Origin of the sequence: Massilia sp. CFBP9026 (genome assembly GCF_034045165.1) — a bacterium.
Lineage (GTDB): Bacteria > Pseudomonadota > Gammaproteobacteria > Burkholderiales > Burkholderiaceae_D > Telluria > Telluria arenae.
Genome location: NZ_JAXCWH010000005.1, coordinates 437,914 through 459,753, shown reverse-complemented (window position 1 = coordinate 459,753; position 21,840 = coordinate 437,914). Strand labels below are relative to the sequence as shown.

The following is a 21,840-nucleotide window of genomic DNA, read 5'->3' as shown; positions in this document are numbered from 1 at the left end:
GATGAAACAAGCCACCCCTTCCGTATTTGATCAACCGGTGTCCATCACCCCTGTAGCGCAGGCCGCCGTCAATCGACGTCGCCTGCAGAGCCTGGACGCGCTGCGCGGCTTCGTGATGGTCATCATGTTGCTCGACCACGTTCGAGAAAACTGGTACCTGTACATGAACGTGCCGGACCCGGTGAATCCGGTGACCGTGGAACCGGTCATGTTCTTCATCCGTATCGTCACCAATTTGTGCGCCCCGGTGTTCGTCGCCCTCACCGGACTGGGCGCCTACCTGTATGGCCAGAATCATACCCGGGCCGAGACCGCCGCCTACCTGGTCAAGCGCGGCCTGCTCCTGATGGCGATCGACGTTACCCTGCTCACCTTCGCCTGGACGGTCAAGCTGCCGATGACGTTCTGGCTTCAGGTGATCTGGGCGATCGGCGCGTGCATGATTGCGCTGGCCGCCCTGATCTACCTGCCGAAGAAACTGCTGCTGGCGCTGGGCCTCTTGATCGTGGCCGGCCACAATCTGCTCGACGGCATTCGCCTGCTACCGGGCGAGCCCGGGTTCGTGGCGTGGGCGCTGCTGCACCAGCGCGACATGATCGCGTTGCCGTTCGGCGCCTTCGCCAGGACCTCGTATCCGGTGCTGCCGTGGATCGGCGTGATCGTGCTCGGCTACCTGCTTGGCAGCTGGTACGAACGCGATAAAAGCAGCGCCGCGGACAGCGGCCGGCGTGTACGGCGCCTGCTGGCATTGGGATTCGGCATGCTGGCGGCATTCGTCGTGCTGCGCGCGCTGAACGTGTATGGCGACAAGCCGTGGGTGGCGGGCGACTCCGCGCTGCACACGATCATGGGCTTCATCGCGCTGACGAAGTATCCGCCGTCGCTCCTGTTCCTGCTGCAAACGCTGGGCGTGGGCGTGATCCTGCTGGCCTTGTTCGAACGCTGGGAAGGCCATCCCTGGCTGAATGCGCTGGCCGTGTTCGGCGGCGCGCCGATGTTCTTCTACATCCTGCACATCTACGTGCTGCGCGCGCTGTACCACGTCGCCTTCATGATCTGGGGACCGACCCACGGCGTGAGCTTCGGGCTGGATAACGTCAACTGGCTCTGGCTATGGTACGCGGTGCTGCTGCCGGTGCTGTATGTGCCGACCGCATGGTACTCGCGCCTGAAGGCGCGCCGGCGCGACATCGCCTGGCTCAAGTATTTCTAGGGCACTCCAGGGGGCCAGCGATGACAGGATCGTGCTAGGCTTTCTCTGAATTCACTTTCCAGGGAACGGCATGCACTTGCCCTCGATCCAGCCGGCGCGCCTGCTGCGCAATCTCTTCCTCGCCTTCGCCGTCCTCGTGCCGGGCATGGCGGTCGCCGAGCCCAGCGCGATCTACCTGGTCCGCCACGGCGAAAAAGCCAGCATCGGCAAGGACCCTGAGCTCACGCCGCAAGGCCGGCTGCGCGCGCAAAACATCGCGACGATCCTGCACCGCACCGGCACCCAGGCCATTTTCAGCACGCCGACCGCGCGCACGCTGCAGACGGCGCAGCCGCTGGCGCAACAGCTCGGGCTGACGGTGGAACGCTACGATCCGGCCACGCCAAAGGCGCTGATCGAGAAAGTGAAAGCCTTGCATGGAGCGGTGCTGGTGATAGGCCATTCGAATACCTTGCCGGAACTGGTGCGGCTCTTCGGCGGCGAACCTGGCGCCGACATCGCCGACAATGAGTACGACCGCCTCTACCAGCTCCTCCCCGCGCCAGGCGGCGCGGTCAGAACCGTGGTGCTGACTTCGTTGCCGCCGACCGGCAACGCGCCCTGAAGCGCCAGTGCGGCATGCTGACAACAGCTTATGTCTTACAATTTCCACAATTAAAAATTGTCGTGAAATTGTATCGACCAGGAGTCGAATGCCCGATAGCATTTGCGTAAATGCACAATTAATATCGGGAGAGAAATCGTGGACTTGTCGCAGGCGCGTTTCGACCGCATCGTCAACCTGATCTACGATACCCTGGACGACCGGGCCGCATGGCGCCTCATGCTCGACAGCGTGCATGAAGCGATCGGTGGCCGCGCCGTCCACATGCTCGGCTTCGACGGCGAGCGCGGCGCGCTGTCGTACAGCGACGGCGCTGCCATGGCGCCGCAGATCGACCTCGAATACATCCAGAGATACCAGTTCATCGATCCGCGCGTCGGCCTGCTTCGCCAGCAATCGACGAGCGGCTGGATGCACTGCCACGAGCATTTCGACGACAGTTTCGCCGCCGACCACCCCTTCTACCAGGAATTCCTGATCCCGCACGGGGCACGCTATGTCTCGGCCTGCAAGCTGGTCGAGTCGCCCGAGGCCACCGTGATCCTGTCCTGCCTGCGCAGCAGCGACGAAGGCCCGCTGCCCGCGGATGCCCTGGCCTTCCTCGACCGCCTGCGTCCGCACATGGAGCGCGCGGTGCGCCTCGGCCTGGCGCAGTTCGTGTACTCGACCCAAGCGCTGGTGGGGCACGCCCTGGTCGACAAGCTGCGCCAGCCGGTGATGCTCGTGACCGCGCATGGCGACGTGGTACTGGCCAACGAGGCGGCGCGCGGCCTGCTCGCCACCACCAGCCTGGTGCATGTGGCCAATGGCAAGCTGGTGCTGCCGCAGCGCTACCGCGCTTCGTTCCTGATGCAGTGCGGCGAACTGGAAACCAGGGTGCGTCATGCCGTCGCCCAGGGCATCCTGGACAGCAAGGAGTCGCGCGCGCTGCACATGCGCAGCGAAGCCGGCGCCGCACCCGACACCCTGTATGCCTTCTTTACCATGCTGACGCCGGAGAATTCCCTCGGCAGCTTCGGCCTGCGTCCGCTGGTGATGCTGTTCTTCTATCACCCGACCTCGGCCCAGGAAATCGATTCGGCCCTGCTCACCGCCGCCTTCGGCCTGTCGCATGCCGAGTGCCGGATCGCCTCGATGCTGGCCGACGGCATGCCGCTCAAGACCATCGCCGACCTGCTCGGCGTGCAGTACGACACGGTGCGCAAGCAGCTGCTGTCGATCTACCAGAAGACCGCGACCAACCGCCAGCCCGAGCTGGTGCGCCTGTTGATGAACCTGCCGGCATCGGCGCTGCAGCGCGCGCTCAAGGACGGCGGCGGCAAGCGGCTCGAGGGCGTCGCGGCGGGATCGGCCACATGAAGGACGCCATTTTCGTCAGCATCGCCTCCTATCTCGACCCGATGCTGCACAAACTACGGGGTCAGGTCTGACATTTGGACACGGCCTCTACAATGATCAGCTTTTATTCGCCTTCTCAAAGCCAGCAACCGCTCGGCTGACCGTTTTAGTCGACACACCAAACACGCGTGCTATTTCCGACATGGTGAAGGCGGTAGATGCGAACGCACGTGCCATTGCCTCGTCCCTGTTCGGGTACCGGTCCTGATAGTCAGACAACGGAAGCGCTACTGCACGTCGTTCAGATCTCTTTGTTTCTATAAGCTCTTCGGATTGCTGCAGTTGCTGGTGCACCGATATGAAGGTTTCATCGCCAAGGAGAATTTGATGGTGGGTAGCCTCAAATGGGCTCGGTTGTCCAAGGCCAGCAAGCACAAAATTCTGGTAGGCCGCGACCGCGCTCGTCGGCGTATCGCCAAACTGCCTTAGAAGCCAGTTGCGCTCAAGCCAGTCGGGTGAAACGTCATCACCAATAAAATAATGGTAGCTGCTCCATCGCCATTCGTTCAGTGCCGCAACGGTGTTCGCGCGTAAAGGGTTCAGGACAATATAACGAGAAACTTCTAGCAGATAACTATCTTTCTGCACCAAGATCGCCTTGTAGCGCCCTTGAAACAGGTGCCCAACAACACGATGGCGTCGATTGAAATGCTGCGAGTAATGACCGTTGAGTTGGCGCATGCAACTAGGCAGGTTCGCTTCGACCGTTTCCACCAATAAGTGGTAGTGGTTGGTCATCTGGCAAAAGCTGTGAATGACGCAATGATGGCGTTCGCAAACCTTCGCAAGCACATCTAGCCAAATACGTCGATCAGCGTCATCACGAAAAATCGGTGCGCGCCGGTTTCCGCGCGACGTCACGTGGTAGAGCGCCCCAGGAAAATTGACTCTAAGTGGTCGTGTCATCCGATAACGGTACTGGATCTGGACCCACCAGCGCTGAGATCGCTCAGACTCCTAAAGGACCTTGATTACTGCTGAACTCGTGTCCAAATGTCAGACCTGACCCCGGTGCTTGTGACCCCGGTGCTTGACCCCGGTGCTAAGGACCGACGCTGCGGGCAGCCTGCCCGCCCCGCGCCGGGCGATGCCTACAGCGCCGTATTCGCGCGCAGCACCGGATACAGGTTCAGGCGCTCGTCATACGACGAATGGCGCTTGGCGAAGAATTCCAGGCGCGCTTGCGGGTTCTTGGCGAAGGCCGGATCGCTGTCGAGACGCTCCTGGAAGGCCTTGGCCACGGCCGGATCGGCTGCCATCTGCTCGCGTGCGACTTCCTCGGCCACGTAGTCTTCCATGTATTCCTTGCGCTCGAAGGCCGTGTTGAACGTGCCCCAGGCCAGCAGCGAATCCGGCGCCTGCGGCTCCAGCATCGCCACCACCAGGCGCGCCTTCGGCTGCGCGATCGGCACGAACAGCGAGCCTGGTGCGATCGAGCGCTGCTCCGGCTTCCATTTGCCTTCGACGGTCAGGCGCTGGTGGCCCTCGACCGAAGCGGCGGCCTGGGTTGCCTTGTCGGCGCGGAAGGTCTCGGCTTCATAACGCTCGACCGTCTTGTCCAGGGTGCGGAACTCGACGCCGTGCTGGCGCAGCTTCTCGCCCACGATCGCGGCGTAGGCGGCCGGCACGATATAGCCGGCGCGCGGCGCGGTGATCTGGAAGTCGGCCACGATGTCCTGCCACAGCGGCACGCGCCATACCTGCGGTTTGGTTTCGTCGTAGCGCGTCATCAGGGCGCCCGAGACTTCCGACGGCGTGCGGGTGTAGGCGTAGCCGTTGAAGTTAACCATCTCCTTCTTGTCGGAGGCTTTGTACGACAGCGCCACCGGCTGGTTGCCCAGCTTCGCGGCGCGCGCATCGGCCGCATACGCGGCCTGCTGCCATCCCTTGCCGTTCTGCGCCACCTGGTCCAGCACCGACACCACGGTGTTGCGGGTGATGCGCACGCGCACCGGGTATTCCTTCCACGAGTGGGTTTCCACCAGCATCGCCATGCGGTTGCGCAGCTGGAAGTAGCCGGTCGAGAAGCGCGGATCGGACACGCTGTCCATGAAGCCCGACATCGGATCGTCATGCTTCACGAACGACATGTAATACGACTGCGGCGTCGAGCCTTCCTTCGCGATGTCCTTGATCACGTTGGTGCGCAGGGCCAGGCCGGCCTTGCGGAATTCCGGGTCGCCCGAATACACCGGCTCGACCTGGATCGAGATATCGTGCTGGAACTTGGCGCCGTTGGTCGCGTGCAGGTCGACATAGACCAGCGGATCCCAGGCGTTCACCAGCGCCAGCATGGCCTGCATCTCGGGCGCGTCGGCCTTCAGGTAATCGCGGTTCAGGTTGTAGTTCTGGGCGGTGGTGCGCCAGCCCATCTCGACCGGGCCGCGCTGGTTCGGGCGGTTCCACTTGCCGAAGCGCTCGTGGCCGTCGACGTTGAACACCGGGACGAAGATGAACACCTGCTTGTCGAGCGCACCCTTGGCCGCGCGGCCTTCGAGCGCTTCGCGCAGCGCCAGGAAGCCGGCGTCCTTGCCGTCGATCTCGCCGGCATGGATGCCGCCCTGCATCAGGGTCACGGGCAGGCCCGCCTGCTTCGCCGCCTGCGGAGTAAACACGCCCTTGCCGTTCACCACCAGCGCCTTCATCGGACGGCCTTCCGGGGTGATGCCGAAATCGATGCACCGCACCTGCTTCGGATACGCCTGCTGGAAAGCGGCGCACAGCGCGATCGTCTCGTCGTAGCGGCCGGTGGCGGTGAAGCCCGAGCGTTCCGACACGGTGCTCAGGTCGGGTGCGGCGTGGACGGATTGGCTGAGGGGAATGGCCGACAACAGGGCCAGCAGTAACGCAGAACGGATCATCGACAAGCTCCGACAGGGACTAGGTAAGGAAGCCGACGATTATAGACGTGTTCTTAGCGCAACAGTTCAACCATGGAAACACGACGGGCGGGCAGCATACGATGCTGCCCGCCCGTCAATACAGGCATCCAGTCATGCCGCTCAGCGCGGCGGCGCGCCTGGCGTGGTATGGATCGAGATCTCCTTGACCTCAGGCCGCACGATCCGCATCGGCACGACGCGTGCTCGCGCCGTGGTCGAAACCGGGCAGGCACCGTTCGCGCGATAAGCCAGGGCGGTAGCCAGCAAGCCTTCGTTCTGGTCGCCCACCGGCCGCGACAGGTCGTCGCTCGCCTGGCAGGTGGGCGTGAAGCCGTCGGTGAAATCGCCGAAACCCTTGTTGTTCACGCCCTGGAACTCGATCGAGAAATACGTCGTGCCGCAGTTCGGCACCGGCGTGAAGCCGTAAGGCTTGCCGCAGGTAGTGCCGCCGATCTGGATCACTTCGATGTCGGCGCCGCGCAGGCCGTTGATCACCGATTCGCTGGCCGAGCAGGTGCCCGGCGTGCTGAGCACGGTCACCCGTTTCAGGCCCAGGTTGGGCAGCGGCGTGCCGGAGCGCAGCGGATTGCTGGAGGCGAAGCCCCAGGCGCTGGAACGGAACATGATCGGCTGGTAGGCGGGCGTCTTGTCGTTGTAGCGGGAGCGCTCGAACACCTTGCCGCTGGTCGCCGCCGGGCCCGCGATCATATAGGCCAGCTGGCTGGCGACGTACAGCAGGCCGCCGCCGTTGTAGCGCACGTCGAGCACCAGGTCGTTAACGCCGGCCTGCTGGAAGGTGACGAAAGCATCGTACAGCTGTTTCTCGGACACGGCGTTGAAGCTGTCGAAGGTCAGGTAGCCGACCTTGCCGCTGGCAGTCTCGATCACCTTGACGTTCTTCACCGGCGCCATCACCACCTCGGCCCCGGCCAGTGTCGCATCGAAGGCCACGCCGGCGCGCTGCAGGGTGAAGCGGTGGGTTTCGCCGGCCGCGGCGGGGAACAGGCCGGCGTTGATCCGGTCGACCGAGGCTTCGTCGTCGGCATTGACGAAGTCGACGCCATCGACCTTGAGCAGCATGTCGCCGCGCAGCAGGCCGGCCGCGGCGGCGGGCGAACCCGGCTCGACCGCCGTGATCAGCCAGGTGCGCGGCGCCAGGCCGTCGGCGTTGCGGCTCCAGGTGATGCCATAGCCCAGGTCGATACCCTGGGTCTGCATTGCATCCCATTCGGCGGTCGCATAGGTGAAGTGATAACGGTCCTTCGGCTGGCCGGTGGCGGTCAATGCCGGCGTCTTGAGCACGTCGAAGTAGTCGAGCGCGCTCGTGAAATCGGCCATCTTGTAGGTGTTCGGGATTTCGTTGTACCAGAGGTAGTACTGGTTGGCCCAGGCGCGCAGGAATTTTAGTTCGTCGAGCAGGGTGCCCTGCACGTCCGGATACGGTTTGCCGCTCGCATCCAGGCCCGTGCGCGGGACGGCGCATTTGTTCCAGTAGCTGCCGTAGGCGTCGCCCAGCAGGTTAGGGTTCAGGTCTTCCGGCGTCGGCTGGGTGGCGACCGGTGGTGGCGGGACCGGCGGCGGGGTCGGCGTCGGCGCCGGCTCTTGCGCTACCGGCGGAGGCGCACCGACGCTCGGCGAACCGCCGCCACCGCCGCAACCGGCGAGGACGAGCAACGCGGCGAGCGTGCTGGAAATCAAACGCAGAGGAGAGGTATTGCGGAAGGTAGATGGCGTGCTCATGCGTCCGATTATAGACGCCGATATCCGGGCCGAATACAACCAACTGTAACGGTTGAGGCCAGGACACAACGAACGATATCAAGGGGTTATTAACAGTGAGGCGGAACATACTTAATATTGCTCAAACCTGCGCAATTTGAGTAGGCCTGCCAGTTCATTTCGCTATCGCGAATCATCAACACCTGGACCTATGTCTTTAACCATGAAGTTGCGCGATTCTCAATGCCGCGCAAGGCACGAGCAAAAACTTCTATTGAAGAGACAATTTTAGGAACTATTTCTTGTCTCCGCGCTCTTACAGACATCGGCGGCTGCATTTAGTTGCCGGTGAAGCTGTTGGCGGTGAGTTCCACCGTCCCTGCCTGTGGAGGAGAGGGCGCTGGCCTGGCACGTACATTGTCGGGTGAAACCATCTCCGGTGAAGCAGGAATTCAACAGGAAAGTTAACTACAGTTAGCTTTGCGTAAGTTTGAAAGAACGGTTAAGGAATATCCGCCTGATGTGTTGAAGGTGGTTGAACGCGTGGACGGCTCGCCGTCCACGCGTCCGACGCATGACGAAACCTGAACGACCTTCTCAAGCCGCCCGTGGCGTCACATCCGGCGCATGGAAGGCCGCCACCAGCGCCGCCTCTTTCTCCCTGGCCGCCTTCAGGTGACGCTCCTTCACGTGACCATAGCCGCGGATGTCTTCCGGAATGCTGGCGATCGCCACCGCCTGCGCCAGCTTGTCCACCGTCAGCTTCGGCAGCAAGGCCGTCACCGTCTCGCGGTATTGCCCGATCAGGGCGCGCTCCATCTTGCGCTCGGCCGTGTAGCCGAACACGTCGAAGGCGGTGCCGCGCAGGCCCTTGAACTTCGCCAGCACGCCGAAGGCGCTCATCATCCACGGACCGTACTCGCGCTTGATGGCGCGGCCTTCCTTGTCGTGCTTGGCCATCAGCGGCGGCGCCAGGTGGAACTTGAGCTTGGTGTCGCCTTCGAACATGGCGCCGATCTTGTCGCGGAAGGCCGGATCGGTATGCAGGCGCGCGACCTCGTACTCGTCCTTGTAGGCCATCAGCTTATAAAAATAGCGCGCCACGGCCTCGGTCAGGCGCGTGCCCTTGCCGAGTTTTTCTTCCTGGGCGCGCACCTGGTCGACGAAGGCCTTGTACTGGCCGGCATAGGCCGCGTCCTGGTAGGCGGTGAGCAGCTCGATGCGGCGGCTGACGAGGTCGTCCAGGGTCTGGATGCGCTTGAACTCGACCACCTTCGACGGCAGGGCGGCGCGGCTCACGGCGGCCAGGTCGTGCGCGGCGCTGCGGCCCCAGTTGAAGGCAGCCTTGTTGAAGGCGACCGACACGCCATTGAGTTCGATCGCCTTGAGCAGCGAGCTTTCCTGCAGCGGCACGTGGCCCTTCTGGAAGGCGTAGCCGAGCATGAACATATTGGTGGCGATGGTGTCACCCATCAGGGCGGTGGCGATCTGGCCGGCGTCGATGAAGTCGACGTTGTCCTTGCCGCAAGCCTGCTGGATGGCGCCGCGCGAGCCCTCGGCCGGGAACTGCCAGTCCGGGTTCTTGACGAAGGCCGCGGTGGTAGCGCCGCTGGCGTTGACCGCGGCCCAGGTACGGCCCTCGCCCATGCGGCTCAGGGCGTCGCGGCTGGCGGTGACGATCTGGTCGCAGCCGATCACCAGGTCGGCGCTGCCGGTGCCGACGCGGGTCGAGTGCAAATCTGCCTGACGCTCGGCCAGGCGCACGTGCGACATCACCGGACCGCCCTTCTGGGCCAGGCCGCTCTGGTCGAGCACGATCGCGCCCTTGCCTTCGACGTGGGCCGCCACGGCCAGGATCTGGCCGACGGTGACGACGCCGGTGCCGCCGACGCCGGCGACCAGGATGCCATACGGCGTCTCGACCGACGGAATCGCCGGCATCGGCAAGGCAGGCGGCGCCGCCTCGGACGTCGTCGTTTTCTTCGGTTTCTTGAGCCCGCCGCCTTCGACGGTGACGAAGCTTGGGCAGAAGCCCGATACGCACGAGTAATCCTTGTTGCACGAGGACTGGTTGATCTGGCGCTTGCGGCCCAGTTCGGTTTCCAGCGGCTCGACCGACAGGCAGTTCGACTGCACCGAGCAGTCGCCGCAGCCTTCGCACACGGCTTCGTTGATCACGACGCGCTTGGCCGGGTCAGGGAACTCGCCTTTTTTCCTGCGGCGACGTTTTTCCGACGCGCAGGTCTGGTCGTAAATCACCGCCGACACGCCCGGCATCTCGCGCAGCTCGCGCTGCACGTCCATCAGCTCGGAGCGGTGGCGCACCGTGGTGCCCGGCGCCCAGGCATAGTCGCTCGGGTATTTATCGGGTTCGTCGGTGACGACGATGATCGGCGTGACGCCTTCGGCCGCGATCTGGCGGCTGATCATGCCCGGGTCGAGCGGGCCGTCGACGTTCTGGCCACCCGTCATCGCGACCGCGTCGTTGTAGAGAATCTTGTAGGTGATGTTGACCTTGGCCGCCACCGCGGCGCGGATCGCCAGGATCCCGGAATGGAAGTACGTCCCGTCGCCCAGGTTCACGAACACGTGTTTCTCGTCGGTGAACGGCGACTGGCCGATCCAGGTCGTGCCTTCCGCGCCCATATGGGTGAAGGTCGACGTTTCGCGGTCCATCCACAGCACCATGTAATGGCAGCCGATGCCGGCCATGGCGCGCGAACCTTCCGGCACCTTGGTCGAGCTATTGTGCGGGCAGCCCGAGCAGAAGTACGGGATGCGGTCGGTCTGCGGATTCGGTTTCGCCGGAATGCTCTTGAGCACCACCTCCTTCGCTTCCAGGAACGCGATGCGTTCCTTGACCCGCTCGGCCACCGGGTGGCCGGCGCAGTAGTGCGAGATGCGCGAGGCAATGGCGCGCGCGATCTGGGCCGGGTTGAGCTCGTAGGTCGCCGGCAGCAGCCAGTCGCCGTGGCCCATGCGGTTCTTGTTGCTCCATTCGCCAGTATCGTCGAACTTGCCGACCACGCGCGGACGCTCGCCGTCCGGCAGGTTGTACAGCTCTTCCTTGAGCGCGTATTCCATCACCTGGCGCTTTTCTTCGACCACCAGGATCTCGTCGAGACCGCGCGCGAACTCGTGCACGCCTTCAGCCTCGAGCGGCCAGGTCATGCCGACTTTATACAGGCGCAGGCCGATGTCGCGCGCGGCCTGCTCGTCGATGCCGAGGTCGGCCAGCGCCTGGCGCGTGTCCAGATAGCTCTTGCCGGCGGTGATGATGCCGATCTTCGGCTGTGGGCTGTCCCAGATGATGCGGTTGAGCTTATTGGCGCGGGCATAGGCCAGCGCGGCATACCATTTGTGGTTGCTCATCCGCACTTCCTGGTCCAGCACGGCATCCGGCCAGCGGATATTCAGGCCATCCGGCGGCAGCTGGAAGTCGGTCGGGGTGACGATCTGCACCCGGTCCGGGTCGAGGTCGACCACGGCGCCCGATTCGATGATGTCGGTTACGCACTTCATCGACACCCACAGGCCGGTGTAGCGGCTCATGGCCCACGCGTGCAGGCCGAAGTCGAGGTATTCCTGGACCGAGGACGGGTACAGCACCGGGATGCCGCAGTGGGTCAGGATGTGGTCGGACTGGTGCGCGGTGGACGACGACTTGGCCGCATGGTCGTCGCCGGCCAGCACCAGCACACCACCATGCTGCGAGGAGCCGGCGTTGTTGCCGTGCTTGAACACGTCGCCGCAGCGATCGACGCCCGGGCCCTTGCCGTACCACATGGAGAACACGCCGTCGTACTTCGCGTCCTTGTAGAGGTTGGTCTGCTGGGTGCCCCAGACGGCCGTGGCCGCCAGGTCTTCGTTCATGCCGGGATGGAACTTGACGTGGTGGGCGTCGAGGTGCTTCTTCGCCTTCATCGCGGTCTGGTCGACGGCGGTGACGGGCGAACCGCGGTAGCCGGTGATGTAGCCGGCGGTGTTCAGGCCGGCCTTCAGGTCGCGCTCGCGCTGCAGCATCGGCAGGCGGATCAGGGCCTGGGTGCCGGTCATGAAGGCGCGTCCGCGCTCGAGCGTCCATTTGTCGTCGAGCGTGATGTCGTGTTGCGGTTGGGCGGGCTGCGAAGGCGCGGTCGGGGATGGCTCCAGCGGCGCCAGGTGGGCGCGGTCCGTGGGTGCGTTCATGGTGTCTCCAAGATTCTCATGGCGGATACGTCGCGGCGCATTTCCTGCATCTCGCTGACCGTATGTGAGCCAGTATAGTCCTGCCCCCCAAGCATTAAATTCCAAACAATTCCCCCGTCTTCTTGAATTGCGCAATAAAATTGCCATACAAAAGTCTGATTGGGGTGGGTATGTCAAAGATTGAGCTGGATAAAACAGACCGCAAGATTCTGGAGATCTTGCAGAGCGATGGCCGGCTGTCCAACCAGGACGTGGCCGAAAGGGTAAACCTCTCGCCATCTCCCTGCCTGCGCCGCATCAAACGCCTGGAGGAAGCGGGCGTCATCCGCCAGTACGTGGCGCTGCTCGACCCGGACAAGATCGGGCTCGGGCTATTGGCGTATGTGAATGTGCGGCTGGAAAAGCACAGCGAGGTGGCCAGCGCCACCCGCCAGCCGGGCTTGCCGGCGACGTCGCCGCGCAACGATTTCGCAGTGTCGGTAGGAAGCTGGCCCGAGGTCGTGGCCTGCTATGCGATGACCGGCGACATGGATTTCCTGCTGCGCGTGCACGTCGAAGACATGGACCATTTCTCGCGCTTCATGATGGGCACCCTGCTCAAGCATCCGGCGGTGCTGGATGTGAAGTCGAGCTTTGCGCTGCAGCGGATCAAGGAAACGACGGCGATGCCGTTGGTGTGAGTTATTTTTTCGGCGTGAAAAACTTCACCGCGGCACGGGTATTGGCCTTGACCGTGTAATCGATCGCCGCGAACTGCTCTTCCAGCGCCTCGGCCATCACACTGCCCGGGCTGGGCGGCGGCAGTTCGAGGTGGGCGTCGGCCTCGCCGTACTCGCGCTTGATGCGCATGCCGGCCTTCTTGGCGATGTGCATCATGGTCTGGTTCGAGGTCAGGCATTGCATGTAGAGGGTGTCGACGTCGGAGTTGCGGCAGTGGGTCGCCGCGCGCTGGAACAGGCGCGTGCCCACGCCCTGGCCGCGCGCCGACTTCGACACCGAGACACCGAACTCGGCCACCTGCTGCTTGGTCGTCGACTTGCGTCCCTCGGCCGAGGCGAAGGCCAGGTGGCCCATCCCGACCAGCTGGAAGACATTGTTGACCACGCCAAATACGATATCGCGCGAGAAATCGATCTTCCCGACGTAGGCCGTGATCTGTTCGTCCGGGATCATGCTGCCGAAGCGCAGCAGGCGGTCATCGCTGTCCAGCGCCAGCAGGTGGCGCAGCACGCGACGGCGGTCGCGCTCGCCCAGCTCCTTGACCAGCACCGGCGGCTGGCCCTTCTTGCCTCTCAGGCCCTGGATCCAGCGGCGTAACGGATTGTCCAGCATTTCGATACCTTCACGTACTGCAACATCCTGATTCTAGCCGATCGGATCGGCATTGGCGGCGTGGTCTGCATTGTCGTGCGTGACGCCGTCCAGCGCCAGCCCCAATGGATGGTCCAGGCCCAGCCATTGCGACTCCGGGCTGACCACGAAGCGCCCCTTGCCGGCCTGCTTGGCCGCGTACATGGCCTTGTCGGCGTCCGCCAGCAGCGCTTCCTGACCGCGCGCGGCGCCCGCCTGGCCGCGCGCGCTGGCAATGCCGATGCTGGCCGAGATCGTCACCGCGTGGCCGTCGGCCTCGGCGATCGATTCGATTTCCTGCAGCGCCAGGCGCGCCACGCGCAGCGCGCCAGCCTCCGAGGCCACGTCCTCGAGCAGGATCACGAATTCGTCGCCGCCCAGGCGCGCCAGCGCGTCCTCGGCGCGCAGCCTGGCCTGCACCCGGCGCGCGACCATCTGCAGCACCAGGTCGCCGGCCGCGTGGCCCCAGGTATCGTTGACCGCCTTGAAACCGTCCAGGTCGATGAACATCAGCACCACCACGCTGTCGCGGCGGTCGGCGCGCGCCAGCGCCCGCTCCAGCAGGCGGGTCAGCTGGCGATAGTTGATCAGGCCGGTCAGGCTGTCATGCTGGGCCAGGCGCTCGAGCTGGCGCGATTGCGCCTCCAGCTCGGCGGTGCGCTCGGCCACGCGCTGTTCCAGCGTCTCGTTGGCCGACTGCAGGCGGCGGTTGACGACGCCGATGATGCGGTAGCTGCGGCGCAGCCGCGCGCCGGCGTACACCAGCAGCACCATCATGACGGCGCTGTAGGCGAACAGGTAGCCCCGAAAGCGCTGGCGCTCGGCCAGCACGGCGTCAAAGGACCGGTCGAACTCGCGCTCCAGGCGGTCCAGCGCGGTGTCGCTGCCTGCGGCGGCGATCTGCGCCTCGAGCAGGTTTTCCAGCGGGCGTTTTTCCAGGATCACGCGGCAGCTGGCGATCACGGCATCCATCTTGTCGTTCACGGCCGGCGAGAACGCGATTTGCTGGGCCGCCACGTCGCCCAGGATTTCGTCAATGCGCGCCGCCAGCGCCGGGCTGGGCGCGATGTTGTAGCGCAGGGTCTCGGTCAGCAGCGCGTTCAGGGTGGTATCGAGCCGCACCACGATGCGGCCCGGCGCCAGCGCGCCTTCGATGCCCGAAATCTCGGTCTTGAGGTCGGCCACGGCCGGCGGCATGTGCAGCAGCGCCGCCCGCAGCGGCGGATTGTGCTTGGCGAACTGGGCAACCAGTTGCTCCTTGCCCTGCAGCGCCTCGCGCAGTTGGGCATAGGCGGCCTGGGCGGCGCTGTCGCCGGTGAGCGGCAGGGTGTCGCCCAGGCGCGCCATCAGGTCGTGCATGCGCGGCAGTTGCGAGCTGAGGTCAAGCGGCGTGGAGACGCGCCCGGTATGGGCGCGCAGGATGTTGGCGTCCCATTCGGCATCGAGCTTTTCGAGCTCGCGCAGGTTGAGCATGACACTGTTGCGGATTTCGGGGTCCACCGCGTCGGTGCGGATATAGAGAAACACCAGCACCGCGCTCATGAAGATGACCGCCAGGCTTGCCAGAAGCACACGACGGCGCCGGCACCAACTTGCAACACGCCGTGCCAGCAAGGTGAACATCGTTTTTCTCCAACGCAACAATTTACAGTTACTGAAGGATAGCAAAACGACAGGCCACACTGCACGTACCGTGTAACTACATGTAACAGAAACGCGTCAATACAGGCGATTTAGTTGGCTTGATGCAACACTCGCTGGACGGCCTCGACGCGCGCGGCATGGACGGCCCCAGGAATATCGGCCTTGCGCTCGGCGTGACGCGCGGCGACCTCACCCGCGTTGACGGCGCGCGCCGCGTCCAGCGCGCACGCAAGGTGCGGCCCTTGAGGTGGATCTTCGGCGCCGCAGGCGGCCGCCAGCAGCATCTGGGCGAAGCGCTCCGGTTTGCGGAAGGCATCGCTGCGCTCGAACAGCGTGACGATGGTTTCGGCGGACAAGTCCAGGGCGCGCTTGAGCTCGTCCTGTTCGCGCGCCGTCATCACGGCCAGGTCGCGGCACTCGTTGGGCACCTTGAGGCGCTTGCAGACGCCCTGGATCGGCTCGACCGCTGCCAGGACGCGCATCAGCACGGCAAAGCGGACTTCCCGCGGGTGGTCCAGCGCGGCGGCACGGTCGATCGTGCGCAGCAGGGGTTCGCTCCATAGCGCGTCCAGCTCGGGCAGGATGCGCGCCAGCGCGCCGCAGTCGCGCAAGACTTCGAGCATGCGCGACGGCCGGCGTTCCATCAGGCCGCGCGCCAGCTCCTGCCAGACGCGCTCGGGCACCAAGGCATCGACCTCGCCCTCATCGACCATGCGGCGCATCAGGGCATTGGTGTCATCGGCCACCGTGAACTCGGGCAGGCGCGCGGCGAAGCGGGCGATGCGCAGGATCCGCACCGGGTCTTCGGCGAAGGCGTCGGACACGTGGCGGAACAGGCGCGCCTGCAGATCTTGCCGGCCATTGTGAGGATCGACGATGCTGCCGTCCTCGGCCTGCGCCATGGCGTTGATGGTCAGGTCGCGCCGCACCAGGTCTTGCTCCAGGGTGACGTCGGGGGCGGCGTGGAACACGAAGCCGTGGTAGCCCGGCGCGGTCTTGCGCTCGGTGCGCGCCAGCGCGTATTCCTCGTGCGTGTGCGGATGCAGGAAGACCGGGAAATCCTTGCCGACGGCGCGGAAACCCGCCTTGAGCATCTGTTCGGGGGTGGCGCCGACCACCACGTGGTCATGGTCCTTCACGGGCAGGCCCAGCAGGGCATCGCGCACGGCGCCCCCGACGACATAACTGCGCATCGTCATTCGTCCGGCAAATCGGCGTCGTGCAGCGGGGTCGGGTCGGTCTCGGCCATGGCATCCTTGACCCAGCGCGCCACCGCCGGGTGGGCCAGCACGCGGTCACAATAGGCCTGCAATGCCGGAGCCAGCGCGACGCCATAGGTCTTGAAGCGGCACACCACCGGCGCATAGAAGGCGTCGGCGATCGAGAACTCGCCGAACAGGTATTGGTGGTGGCCGAAGCGCGACAGGCAGTCTTCCCATATCTCGCAGATGCGGCCGATGTCGGCCTGGGCGCCGGGCGTCCGTCCGCGGCCTGGCAGGCGCGCCTGGATATTCATCGACATATGGGTGCGCAGCTCGCCGAAGCCGGAGTGCATCTCGGCGACGATCGAGCGCGCCAGCGCGCGCGCCGCCACGTCCTGCGGCCACATATGTTTATCCGGGAACTGCTCGGCCAGATATTCGATGATGGCCAGGCTGTCCCAGACCGTCATGTCGCCCGACATCAGGACCGGCACCCGGCCCGCGTGCGAATAGCGCGCGATCTGGTTGGCGGTGTCGGGCTGGTCGAGCAGGACTTTCACTTCAGTGAACGGGATGCCGAAGGCGACCGCCGCGACCCAAGGCCGCATCGACCATGAAGAGACGTTCTTGTTGCCGATGATCAGGGTTAATCCGGGGTTACGGGTCGCGTCGAGCGTGCGTGCAAGGATGGGGTCGCGTTCGATGGTCTGCATGGTTGTCGTTGGTTTTTCAGCGTCCGGCGTGGGTACGGTGGGAGCGGTCATGCCGGTTGAGGTAGTGCGGCGCGGCCGACTCGATCGACGTGAGCTTGATCCCCAGCGACTCGGCTGTCAAGGCATGGGTGTCGGCGGCCACGACATTATCGACCAGCATCGAATCGAGGTTGTCGCGGCTGACGAGGGGATCGCCCGGCAGCAGTTCGAACAGCCGCGCCTGCAGGCGCGCCGCCCAGTCGGGTAAACCCAGCACCGGGCGCTCGCGGCCGCCGAAGCGGCCGGCCAGGTGCACCAGCTCGCCCAGCGTGTACACGGCCGGGCCACCCAGCTCGATCGTGGTGTCGCGCAAATCTGGCCGGGCCAGGGCAATGGAAAAGGCGGCGGCGACGTCGCCCACGTACACCGGCTGGAAGCGCGCGCGGCTGGCCGCCAGCGGCACCAGCGGCAGGTGGCGCTGCAGGCGCGCGAACATGGTCAGGAAGTGGTCGCCGGGGCCGAACACCACCGAAGGACGCAAGACCGTGGCCGCGACCGCCGGCTGGCTGCGCGCGGCCAGTTCGCCGTCGGCCTTGGAGAGGCCGTACATGGAGGGACTCGAAGAAGGATTGGACGAATCGGCGCCGAGCGCGCTCATGTGCAGGTAGCGCGCCACGCCGACGTCGGCGCAGGCGGCGGCGATGCGGCGCGGCAGCTCCACGTGCAGGTGACGGAAGCGCTCGCCATAGGGCTGGCCGTGGCCGCCATGCAGCACGCCGACCAGGTTGATCACGGCGTCGCGCCCGGCCAGCAGCTTGCGCAACACGGCATCGTCATGGATATTGGCCACCTCGACGTCGACACCCGGCAGCATGGTCAATTGCTTCGCGCTTTCGTAGTGGCGCGCCAGGACCAGCACGCCCACGCCGTCGTCGGACAGCCGCGCGGCCAGGTGCTGGCCGATGAAGCCGGTGCCGCCGATCAGCACCACGTTCAGTGGCCGCGCGCTCATGCTGATACCCTCCGTTCAGTCCAGGACCGAACCGCTGCCAGGGCGTGGGCTGATCGTGCCCAGGCGCGCCTTCAGCGATTGCGGCTTGCCCTCGAAGATCGAGGCATAGTTGGTGGCATTGGCCATGACGTTGCGCACATAGCCGCGCGTCTCAGTGAAGGGAATGCTCTCGACGAAGATCGCGCCTTCCATCGGCGCGTCGAGCCGGCCACGCCAGGTGCGCGAGCGCCCCGGGCCGGCGTTGTAGGCGGCCGTGGCCAGCACCTGCGAGCCTTCGAAGTTCTCGAGCACCATATTCATGTAATTGGCGCCGAGCGTGATATTCGTATGCAGGTCGTTGAGCATGGTGTGCACAAAATTATCCAGGCCGATCTTGGCCGCCACCCACTTGCCGGTGGCAGGCATCACCTGCATCAGGCCCGAGGCGCCGACACCGGAACGGGCGTCGCGGATGAAGCGCGACTCTTGCCGAATGAGGCCATACACCCAGGCTTTGTCGAGGCTCAGGCCCTGGGCGGTGGGCTTGAGGACCTCGAGATGGGGCGCCGGGAAGCGCTGGTCGTAACTCTGTTCGGTGCGGGTGCGCAGCGAGGTCTCGACCATGCGGTCGAGGTGCTCGTTGCGGCGCGCCAGCTCGGCGGCGGCCAGCAGCTGACGTTCAGACAGCCCGCGCAAGCCCCAGTTCCATTCGCGGTTGCCTTCCGCGCGCAGGCTCAAACGGTAGAACTTCAGGGCCCGCTGCAGGCTCGGATTATTGGTCGCCTGCGACAGCTCCGGCGCCGTGATCGGCGCGACCGGCGGCGGCGCGACGATCTGGTTGCCCAGCTCTTCATACGCCAGCTGGGTATAGAAGGTGGTTTGGGCGGCGATGCCCTGCCACAGCGCGCGCGCCTCTTGGGTGCGGCCCTCGGCCTGCATCGCGCGGCCCAGCCAGTAGATCCAGGTGGAATCGGCGCGCAGGTTCGGCGGCATCGCCTCGATGGTGGCGCGCACTTCCTTCCAGTCGCCGCGGCGCAGCGCCATGCGGGTTTTCCACTGCATCTGGAATTCGGTGAGCGTGGCGCCCTTGGCGCGGTCCCAGTAGCCGTGTGCCTCGGGCGCCAGCGCGATCGAGGCCGCCAGCGCCACGCTGGCCCAGCCGATGGCGCGCTCTTCGCTGGACAGTTGCGGCCCGTTCTTTTCCAGGCTCGCGACGGCGATCCTGAGCGTGGTGCGCGCCATGCGGCCGACCGCCACCAGATACAGCTCGCGTTCGGCGCGGGTCTTGCCGACGCCGCGCGCCAGCGCCACTGCCGGCAGGTCGACCGCCTGGGCGGCGCGCGTTTCGGGCAGGCCCAGCAGCACGGCGACGCGGCGCGCGGGCCCGGTGGTATTGTCAAGGCCGGCAATGCGCAGCTGCCACAGCAGGTCGGCCTGGGTGAACTGGCCATTGCCCGCCAGTTGCGCGATCAGGCCGCTGCAGGCGTCGCCATAGCCAGCCGGCGTTTTCAATAGTGCGCGCGCTTCGTCGGCCACCCGTTCGCCGCGTTCGGCGCGCGCCAGCAAGGCGTAGCAGCGCACCTGCAGGCTGCCGGACTGGGCCAGCGTACCGGCTTCGCGCTCGAAGGTATTCCATTCGCGCCGCTTGCCCAGTTCCATCAGCCACTCGGCGCGCAGCTGCTCGGCCACGGCCGTGCCTTCGTGACGGCGCAGCACCTGCACGACCTCATCCTGGATGGCATCGCGCAGGCGGGGTTTCAGACGATAATAGTCGACATAGGATGCCAGCGAGTAATTCGACGGCAGGCGCGAGGCGATCGCATTGACGCGCGCGCCGTCGTTCTGGCGCGCCGCTTCGCGTAGCAGCAGGAAGTTGTCGTCATCGGCGCGGCTGTCGGCCACCAGGGTCGGCCCGCCGGCAGCGGGAACCCCCACCGTGCCTGCGCCCGGAACGGACGGCGCACCGGCCGGTATTGGCGGCAGCGCCACGTCGGGCGCGGGTGCATCGGGGTCTTCCTGGGCCATCACGCCTGCAGGCAATGCGCAGGACAGAACAAGGGCAATAGCGGCCGGCCACAAGCCGGCTGACAATTTCGATTGATACATCCACAACTCTCACATTACGCTGCATTGAAACCATGACCGGCGACCCAAGAATACCACGCGCCTACGGGGCACCACCAGACACGGCAGTGAGCAAACTTGCCGAGCAACAGGACAAGGCGCTGTTGCGCAACACGCTCAAGGCGCTGCGGCGCGCGATCGATCCGGCCACCAAGCATGCCTGGGACGACCGCATCGGCGCGCGGGTGATTGCCTGGTGCCGGGCGTATCCCCACGAAACGCTGGGCGTGTACTGGCCGCTGGCCGGCGAACCGGACTTGCGTCCAGCCTACGCGGAATTGGCTCAGGCAGGCGTACGGCTGGCATTGCCCGTGGTGGTCGAGCGCGATGCGCCGCTGGGATTTGCCGAGTGGATACCGGGGGAACCGACGCTGACGGACCGGCTGGGCGTGGCGGTGCCGAGCGAGCTGCGGATGGTGGCGCGACCGCTGGCTTTATTGGTGCCCTGCCTTGGGTTCAATGCCCAGGGATATCGGGTGGGGTATGGCGGCGGGTTTTATGACCGGACCCTGGCGCCGGAGCCGAGACCGGCAACGGTGGGGATCGCGTATGCGTGCCAGTTGGTGGCGTTCGATGGCGACGCACATGACATACCCCTCGATAGTGTAATTACCGAGGAATGACGGCCGGGACTGGACCCGGCCGTTATTGGATCAGGCCCGCAGGCGCTGCCAGATCGCCGTGGTCGGCGCCGCCTGGTTCATGCTGTAGAAATGCAGGCCCGGCGCGCCGCCTTCCAGCAGGCGTTCGCACAGCCCCGTCACGACGTCCAGCCCGAAGGCCTTGATCGAGGCGCTGTCGTCGCCGAAGCTGGCCAGCTTGAGGCGCACCCAGCGCGGAATCTCGGCGCCGCACATATCCGAGAAACGCATCAGCTGCATATAGTTCGTGATCGGCATGATGCCGGCCACGACTGGCACGTCGACACCCAGCTTGCGCACATTGTCGACGAACTGGAAGTACGCATCGGCATTGTAGAAATACTGGGTGATGGCGGCATTCGCCCCAGCCTGCACCTTGCGCGCGAAGGCTTGCAGGTCGTCCTGCGGCGAACGCGCCTGCGGGTGCATCTCGGGATAGGCCGCGACCTCGATGTGGAACCAGTCGCCGGTTTCCTGGCGGATGAATTCCACCAGCTCGCTGGCATAGCGCAACTCGCCCGCGCCGCCGTAGCCGCTCGGCAGGTCGCCGCGCAGGGCAACTACCCGCTTGATGCCGCTGTCCTGGTATTGCTTGAGGACGTCGCGGATCGATTCGCGGGTGGCGCCGATGCACGACAGGTGGGGCGCGGCCTCGTGGCCGGCGGCCTGGATCTCGCGCACCGTCGCCAGCGTGCCCTGCTGGGTGCTGCCGCCGGCGCCGAAGGTCACCGAAAAATACTTCGGATTGAGGTCGGCCAGCTTGGCGCGCGCAATGCGCAGCTTTTCGGCGCCTTCGGGCGTCTTGGGCGGGAAGAACTCGATACTGAAATCAGGAGTTTCCATCTTTGTCGGAAAGAAGCAAGGTTGAAAGCGCCCACGAAATGATGCTGTACAGGATGGCTGCCAGGAAGGCCGACCAGAAACCCGCCACCTCGAACCCGCCGACCACATTCGACACCAGCCAGAACAGCAAGGCGTTGATGACCAGGATAAACAGGCCCATCGAGACCAGGGTGACCGGCAGGGTCAGGATCACCAGCACCGGACGGATCAGGGTATTGACCAGCCCGAGCACCAGCGCCGCGATCAGGGCGGTGCCGATACTGGAAACTTCGACGGAGTGCATCAGGTAAGGCAGGGCCATCAGGGCCGCGGCATTGATCAGCCAGGTAATCAGCAAGCGCATCGGTAC

General features: G+C 65.1%; 17 protein-coding genes. 5 read left to right on the top strand and 12 right to left on the bottom strand.

The window, feature by feature from the left end; genetic code table 11:
- Window positions 1-37 precede the first annotated feature (37 nt).
- The 3 genes from SOM28_RS15360 to SOM28_RS15350 all read left to right on the top strand — a co-directional run bounded on the left by SOM28_RS15360 (window position 38) and on the right by SOM28_RS15350 (window position 3,176).
- Complete coding sequence (locus tag SOM28_RS15360) at window positions 38-1,213, top strand: acetyltransferase domain-containing protein (protein ID WP_320468633.1); 1,176 nt, start codon at window positions 38-40, stop codon at window positions 1,211-1,213.
- Between the two features lie 70 nt (window positions 1,214-1,283).
- The gene (locus SOM28_RS15355) at window positions 1,284-1,817 is read left to right on the top strand and encodes a SixA phosphatase family protein (protein ID WP_320468632.1); all 534 of its coding nucleotides are present in this window, start codon (window positions 1,284-1,286) and stop codon (window positions 1,815-1,817) included.
- 138 nt (window positions 1,818-1,955) lie between these two features.
- A complete protein-coding gene (locus tag SOM28_RS15350; protein ID WP_320468631.1) occupies window positions 1,956-3,176 on the top strand; it encodes a helix-turn-helix transcriptional regulator in 1,221 nt (406 codons plus the stop codon).
- Window positions 3,177-3,272: 96 nt separating this feature from the next.
- Here the strand turns inward: SOM28_RS15350 and SOM28_RS15345 are convergent, their stop codons facing one another.
- From SOM28_RS15345 to SOM28_RS15330, 4 genes are all read right to left on the bottom strand, one after another.
- The gene (locus SOM28_RS15345) at window positions 3,273-4,121 is read right to left on the bottom strand and encodes an REP-associated tyrosine transposase (protein ID WP_320468630.1); all 849 of its coding nucleotides are present in this window, start codon (window positions 4,119-4,121) and stop codon (window positions 3,273-3,275) included.
- A gap of 185 nt (window positions 4,122-4,306) precedes the next feature.
- Window positions 4,307-6,076 carry a M14 family metallopeptidase gene (locus SOM28_RS15340; protein ID WP_320468629.1) on the bottom strand — a complete coding sequence of 590 codons (1,770 nt, stop codon included), beginning with the start codon at window positions 6,074-6,076 and terminating at the stop codon, window positions 4,307-4,309.
- Window positions 6,077-6,217: 141 nt separating this feature from the next.
- Entirely contained in the window at window positions 6,218-7,837 is a 1,620-nt protein-coding gene (locus SOM28_RS15335) for a S41 family peptidase (RefSeq protein WP_123070550.1), read from the bottom strand.
- Window positions 7,838-8,413: 576 nt separating this feature from the next.
- Window positions 8,414-12,004, bottom strand: coding sequence for an indolepyruvate ferredoxin oxidoreductase family protein (locus tag SOM28_RS15330; RefSeq protein WP_320468628.1), 3,591 nt, complete (start codon window positions 12,002-12,004; stop codon window positions 8,414-8,416).
- Between the two features lie 170 nt (window positions 12,005-12,174).
- Between SOM28_RS15330 and SOM28_RS15325 the strand changes: the two genes are divergently transcribed.
- Window positions 12,175-12,684 (top strand): Lrp/AsnC family transcriptional regulator, encoded by a 510-nt coding sequence (locus SOM28_RS15325; protein ID WP_123070549.1) that lies wholly within the window; start codon window positions 12,175-12,177, stop codon window positions 12,682-12,684.
- Window position 12,685: 1 nt separating this feature from the next.
- Here the strand turns inward: SOM28_RS15325 and SOM28_RS15320 are convergent, their stop codons facing one another.
- The 6 genes from SOM28_RS15320 to SOM28_RS15295 form a co-directional block, all read right to left on the bottom strand.
- On the bottom strand, window positions 12,686-13,336 hold the full coding sequence (locus SOM28_RS15320; protein WP_123070548.1) for a GNAT family N-acetyltransferase: 651 nt from the start codon (window positions 13,334-13,336) through the stop codon (window positions 12,686-12,688).
- 33 nt (window positions 13,337-13,369) lie between these two features.
- Window positions 13,370-14,926 carry a diguanylate cyclase gene (locus tag SOM28_RS15315; protein WP_229415002.1) on the bottom strand — a complete coding sequence of 519 codons (1,557 nt, stop codon included), beginning with the start codon at window positions 14,924-14,926 and terminating at the stop codon, window positions 13,370-13,372.
- A 161-nt stretch (window positions 14,927-15,087) separates the two neighbouring features.
- Complete coding sequence (locus SOM28_RS15310; protein ID WP_320468627.1) at window positions 15,088-16,191, bottom strand: tRNA nucleotidyltransferase/poly(A) polymerase-related protein; 1,104 nt, start codon at window positions 16,189-16,191, stop codon at window positions 15,088-15,090.
- A 2-nt stretch (window positions 16,192-16,193) separates the two neighbouring features.
- Complete coding sequence (locus SOM28_RS15305) at window positions 16,194-16,913, bottom strand: glutathione S-transferase family protein (protein WP_123070545.1); 720 nt, start codon at window positions 16,911-16,913, stop codon at window positions 16,194-16,196.
- Between the two features lie 16 nt (window positions 16,914-16,929).
- A complete protein-coding gene (locus tag SOM28_RS15300; RefSeq protein ID WP_320468626.1) occupies window positions 16,930-17,904 on the bottom strand; it encodes a complex I NDUFA9 subunit family protein in 975 nt (324 codons plus the stop codon).
- A 15-nt stretch (window positions 17,905-17,919) separates the two neighbouring features.
- Window positions 17,920-19,908 (bottom strand): lytic transglycosylase domain-containing protein, encoded by a 1,989-nt coding sequence (locus SOM28_RS15295; RefSeq protein ID WP_320468625.1) that lies wholly within the window; start codon window positions 19,906-19,908, stop codon window positions 17,920-17,922.
- A gap of 113 nt (window positions 19,909-20,021) precedes the next feature.
- Between SOM28_RS15295 and SOM28_RS15290 the strand changes: the two genes are divergently transcribed.
- A complete protein-coding gene (locus tag SOM28_RS15290; protein ID WP_320468624.1) occupies window positions 20,022-20,630 on the top strand; it encodes a 5-formyltetrahydrofolate cyclo-ligase in 609 nt (202 codons plus the stop codon).
- Between the two features lie 30 nt (window positions 20,631-20,660).
- Here SOM28_RS15290 and metF read toward each other — a convergent pair whose 3' ends face one another.
- Complete coding sequence (metF, locus tag SOM28_RS15285; protein ID WP_320468623.1) at window positions 20,661-21,491, bottom strand: methylenetetrahydrofolate reductase [NAD(P)H]; 831 nt, start codon at window positions 21,489-21,491, stop codon at window positions 20,661-20,663.
- Complete coding sequence (locus SOM28_RS15280; protein WP_147935132.1) at window positions 21,478-21,834, bottom strand: phage holin family protein; 357 nt, start codon at window positions 21,832-21,834, stop codon at window positions 21,478-21,480. Before SOM28_RS15280 ends, metF begins: the two co-directional genes overlap by 14 nt.
- Between the last annotated feature and the right edge of the window lie 6 nt (window positions 21,835-21,840).